The 4,573-nt window shown below is 46.9% G+C and carries 5 protein-coding genes; 2 read left to right on the plus strand and 3 right to left on the minus strand.

Annotated features, from left to right (window positions below; genetic code table 11):
* On the plus strand, positions 1-392 hold a 392-nt coding region (locus GWO68_RS17625; RefSeq protein WP_262887506.1), incomplete at its 5' end, for a sugar nucleotidyltransferase.
* 55 nt (positions 393-447) lie between these two features.
* On the opposite strand, the gene GWO68_RS17630 is transcribed toward GWO68_RS17625, so the two are convergent.
* The 3 genes from GWO68_RS17630 to GWO68_RS17640 form a co-directional block, all read right to left on the minus strand.
* Positions 448-867, minus strand: coding sequence for a hypothetical protein (locus GWO68_RS17630; protein ID WP_162347795.1), 420 nt, complete (start codon positions 865-867; stop codon positions 448-450).
* Between the two features lie 108 nt (positions 868-975).
* Positions 976-2,145 (minus strand): chromate efflux transporter, encoded by a 1,170-nt coding sequence (gene chrA / locus GWO68_RS17635; RefSeq protein WP_162347796.1) that lies wholly within the window; start codon positions 2,143-2,145, stop codon positions 976-978.
* Positions 2,146-2,216: 71 nt separating this feature from the next.
* Positions 2,217-3,200 (minus strand): isopenicillin N synthase family dioxygenase, encoded by a 984-nt coding sequence (locus tag GWO68_RS17640; RefSeq protein ID WP_162347797.1) that lies wholly within the window; start codon positions 3,198-3,200, stop codon positions 2,217-2,219.
* Positions 3,201-3,303: 103 nt separating this feature from the next.
* Here GWO68_RS17640 and GWO68_RS17645 point away from each other — a divergent pair, with 103 nt between their 5' ends.
* Positions 3,304-4,143 carry a hypothetical protein gene (locus GWO68_RS17645; RefSeq protein WP_162347798.1) on the plus strand — a complete coding sequence of 280 codons (840 nt, stop codon included), beginning with the start codon at positions 3,304-3,306 and terminating at the stop codon, positions 4,141-4,143.
* The last annotated feature ends 430 nt before the right edge of the window (positions 4,144-4,573 follow it).

Here is a 4,573-nt window from a genome sequence, read left to right on the forward strand (position 1 = left end):
CAGCACAACCAAAGAGCAGTTATGCTGTGCCGGGGCTGTACTTCTATGACAACGAGGTAGTAGAGATTGCCAAAAACCTGGAGCCAAGCCCGCGTGGCGAATACGAGATAACCGACGTGAACAAAGAGTACCTGCGTCGTGGCAAGCTGAAAGTAGGCATCCTGAACCGCGGCACGGCCTGGCTCGATACCGGCACCATACAATCGCTGATGCAGGCGGCTACCTTTGTGCAGGTCATAGAAGAACGGCAAGGCCTGAAGATCGGCTGTATAGAAGAAGTGGCCTGGCGCATGGGCTTTATTTCGGCCGAACAGCTACAGCAGGTAGCAGAACCGCTGCGCAAAAGTGGCTATGGCGAATACTTGCTCCGCATACTTAAAGAGAAGAGATAAATTAGAAAAGGCTGCCGGTCAGGCAGCCTTTTCTAATTACAGTATCTTAGGGATGTTACTTTGTGGTAGCAGTCCATTTCAACACATAAGAGTCGCATCTGAGGGCGTTAATGTTCATGCGGAAAGTGCCACTTGCTTTTTTGCCGCTTATACTTCCCTGCACATCAAAACGCCAGGCGGTGGCGCCACCATTTTCCGGGTCTACCACAATACCACTGATCTTGCCGTTCTTTACCGGAATTCTTTTTTCGGGCCCGATCGTAACTTGCTCCAAAGTGCCATCGCAGCGCCAGTACCCATTAAACGTAAATTCCTCTACCCATTTACCATCCGCCGAAAGTATAAAAGAAATTTTGTCGCCTTTCATGCCATTCGAAACGACACCGGTAAATTTCTTTTTGGGCAGGGCGCTAACATCAGCAGAAAATACCAGGATAAGGGCAATTATCTGGAATGTGAGTAATAGTTTTTTCATAAGGGTATATTTTATAGTTGTAAATATATGATCGAAAAGTATAATCTAAAATGAGAAGGGCTTTTTGCTTATTGGGTGAGCAACAGTCACCAATCTATAGTATATGCCCTACAACACAAACCCCAGCAGTAACCCGGTCAGGATAAGCACTGGTGCCGGTATTCTGGTAAACATAAGTAGTCCGAAAGTAGCTAGCACAATACTGAAATTAAGTAGCGTATTGTCGATGGGGTGGTAAAGCATAATGGCCGCCGCTATTACCATGCCCGAACTAACCGCGCTTATACCTTCTAAAGAGGCACGCACAACTCGGTACTTTTTAAGTCCTTCCCAGAAGCGTATAACAAAGAAAATAAGGAATGTGCCTGGTAAAAAGATGCCCACTGTAGCTACAAAAGAACCCAGCATTTGCCCTGCAATACCGTGCTGGCGCATAGCCAGGTTACCTACAAAGGACGTGATAGAAAACGTTGGCCCCGGTAGCGCCTGCGCAATAGCATAACCCGACAGAAATTCGTCGCCGGTGAGGTAATGCTTAAACTCCACAAACTCGGTATACATAAGCGGGATAAGCACCTGGCCGCCACCAAATATCATACTGCCGTTACGGTAAAAGTTCTCGAACAGCCTGACAGGTAAGGAAGATGTAATACCACCCAGTGCCGCAGCAAGTATAAACACGCCTACATACAGAAAGAAATTAGCCCATTGTATGTTAAGTCGCTTGTCTTTTTCCTGGGGATGCTGCTTAAAACGGAACGCCGTAACGGCGCCGCCTGCAATAAGTAGTAAGGGGTATACCCACGGCGACCGGAAAAAGTAGGATAGTACCGCTGAAATTACCATAAGTATGATAGCCACTTTAGTATTCACCACTTTTACACTGATCATCCAGGCGGCAAACGCTACAAACCCGACCGCCATTGGCTGAATAAACCGCAGGAAATCGAGTGAAATATTGTTTTGTTGCAGGTAAGAGATAACGATGGCAGCGATAGCCATTATGAAAGCTGCCGGGGTTATCCAGACAAGTAGGGTAAGGTATGCCAGGTTAGCTCCACCAATCCGGAAACCGATGGCCGTTATCGTTTGGGTAGAGGTCGGGCCGGGTAGTATCTGGCAAAGGGCGTTCAGCTCTATCAGTTCCTGCTCGGTTAGGTAGCGGCGCTTTTCAACAAGCAGCTTAAACATCATAGCAAAATGTGCCTGCGCACCCCCAAATGTAGTAAGGGCGAGTATTAAAACGTCTTTCAGGAAGATGTAGTAGCGCAGGCTCATGAGGGGTAAAAATAAAAAAAGAGAGACAGCTTATAACTATCTCTCTTTTAAATATTTCAAAATATTTATACTTAAGCTTTTTTAAGGCCAAGTTCTATCAAACGCTCAGTCAGGTACTCGCCTGCCGTAGCATCTGGGTAAGCCTTAGGGTTTTGCTCGTCTATGCAGCTCTCCAGGCAGGTCAGGTCCATTTCAGAACGTGGGTGCATAAAGAACGGAATAGAGAAACGCGACGTGTTCATCAGCTCACGCGGTGGATTAACTACACGGTGTATCGTAGACTTCAGCTTGTTGTTTGTAAGGCGCGCTAACATATCACCTACGTTCACAATTACCTGCTCTGGCAACGCTGTAATCGGTATCCATTTGCCATCGCGGCGAAGCACCTGTAAACCGTCTGCACTGGCACCCATCAATAAGGTAATCAGGTTAATATCGCCGTGCTCGGCTGCACGAACGGCATCAGCTGGTACGCTGTCCGGGTTCTCGATAGGGAAGTAGTGGATAGGGCGCAGAATGCTGTTGCCATACTTCACTTTCTCATCAAAGTAATTTTCGTCTAGGCCCAGATGGATGGCGATGGCGCGCAGCACCTCTTTACCAGCTGTTTCCAGTTTGCGGTAAGCTTCTAAGGTTACTTCTTTAAACTCCGGTACTTCAGTAGGGAAGATATTTTCAGGATATTCTTCTTTTATCGGGTCACTATCCGGAATGTCGCTTAGCTCCTGGCCAACGTGGTAAAACTCTTTTAAGTCGCCTGTGTTAAACCCTTTTGCTTTCTCTTTAAACTTGCCCACATAGCCACGCTGCCCGGCTAGTTCTGGCTCTTCGTATTTCTGCTTTACATCATCAGGTAAGGCAAAGAATTTTTTAGTGGCAGCATACAGCCTTTCAGTCAGCTCGTCGCTCAGGCCGTGGTTACGGAGGGCAATAAATCCTATATTCTGGTACGCATCACCCAACTTTTTCACAAATCGAGCCCTTCTTTCAGCGTCGCCTGACGTAAAATCCGCTAAGTCCAAAGACGGAATTTCGTCGAACAAAATTTCACTCATATTATTTTGCTGTATACTTTTTTGTGTTATTCACGTAGTTCGCAATATACGAAAAAAATAAATTCACTAACTTAGCTGAATTGCTAAACCTAATCCCTTACTAATGAAAAAAATCTACCTAAGCCTGGCAGCAGCCCTGATGCTAGGTTTTACGGCGTGCGACACTGCCCGCCAGACCCAGGATGCTGAAAGCCAGACACCCATCGTATCAAGCACTACCACTGGCCCTACTCCGGCTGGCGCGGTAATGAGCAAAAACGGGCTACGTGTTTATGCTTTTGATGATTCGCAACAATACCCGGAATCGGCGCTGCGCCTGAATACACCGCCAGCAGGTGGTTTAGTAGAGCCCGGCCCAGTTGAGTTTAACTATAGCTTGTCTAATTACCAGCTTACCCGTATGACGCCACACTCTAACGCAGAGCATATGGCCAATTCGCAGCAGGGGCAGCACATTCATAATATAGTTGATAATGAACCATATACGGCGCATTATGAGACTACGTTCACCAAAGACCTGGCAGAAGGTGATCATGTGATACTGTCTTTCCTGTCAAGATCTTACCATGAGAGCTTAAAGCACAAAGGTGCGTATGACCTGCGTATGGTTACTGCCGGTAAGCCTGCTGAGCGTATGCAGTTCGACCTGAAAGCGCCGCACATGTTCTATAGCCGCCCGAAAGGCGAATATATAGGCAAGGATACCGAAAAGATCATGCTGGACTTTTACTTGGTAAACACGGACCTGAGCACAACCGGTAACAAGGTACGCGCTACTATAAACGGCACTGAGTTTATGCTGGATCGCTGGTTGCCTTACATTATTGAAGGTTTGCCAATGGGCGAAACGACTATAAAACTGGAGCTGGTTGATAACAATGGTGCTGTAGTACCTGGCCCATACAATACTGTAGAGCGTAAGATTACGTTGAAAGAAGCGTAAGAAGTATAAGCTTTAGTAAAAGAAGAAGGCCGATGCTATAAGTAGTATCGGCCTTCTCTTTTTATAGGAAATATATCGTTTCCTGTTTCACATTATCATTTCGGATGAAGCCTAGGTTTTACGGGCCTGGCAGTGTGCTCAGTTCCTGCTAGCGTCTGGGTAATATTTTACTTTATTGTCATTCCGAGCGAAGCTGAGGGATCTTATATGTCCTATAGTTTAAGTCTATACTTACTTGAACCAAGTTATCCTTCCATAGTTACTTCCAATCCTGGGAGCTCTACTTGCCTATCGTTTCAATCAAGCTTTGGCTCCCTCACGGCCGGGAGGCCCCGTCTTCGGGCATCGCGCTGCTGCCTTCTTGCTATCCTCGTGCCTCGGATTGGCTCACGCCACCGCAACAAGTCAAAGGCGCTCAACCCAAAGACTG

The sequence above is a fragment of the Pontibacter fetidus genome (genome assembly GCF_010119545.1).
GTDB lineage: Bacteria > Bacteroidota > Bacteroidia > Cytophagales > Hymenobacteraceae > Pontibacter > Pontibacter fetidus.

What these genes read in the sequence shown, in the direction of transcription:
- GWO68_RS17630 (WP_162347795.1), bottom strand. Translation starts at nt 867, where the DNA reads ATGAAAAAACTATTACTCACATTCCAGATAATTGCCCTTATCCTGGTA.
- chrA (WP_162347796.1), bottom strand. Translation starts at nt 2,145, where the DNA reads ATGAGCCTGCGCTACTACATCTTCCTGAAAGACGTTTTAATACTCGCC.
- GWO68_RS17640 (WP_162347797.1), bottom strand. Translation starts at nt 3,200, where the DNA reads ATGAGTGAAATTTTGTTCGACGAAATTCCGTCTTTGGACTTAGCGGAT.
- GWO68_RS17645 (WP_162347798.1), top strand. Translation starts at nt 3,304, where the DNA reads ATGAAAAAAATCTACCTAAGCCTGGCAGCAGCCCTGATGCTAGGTTTT.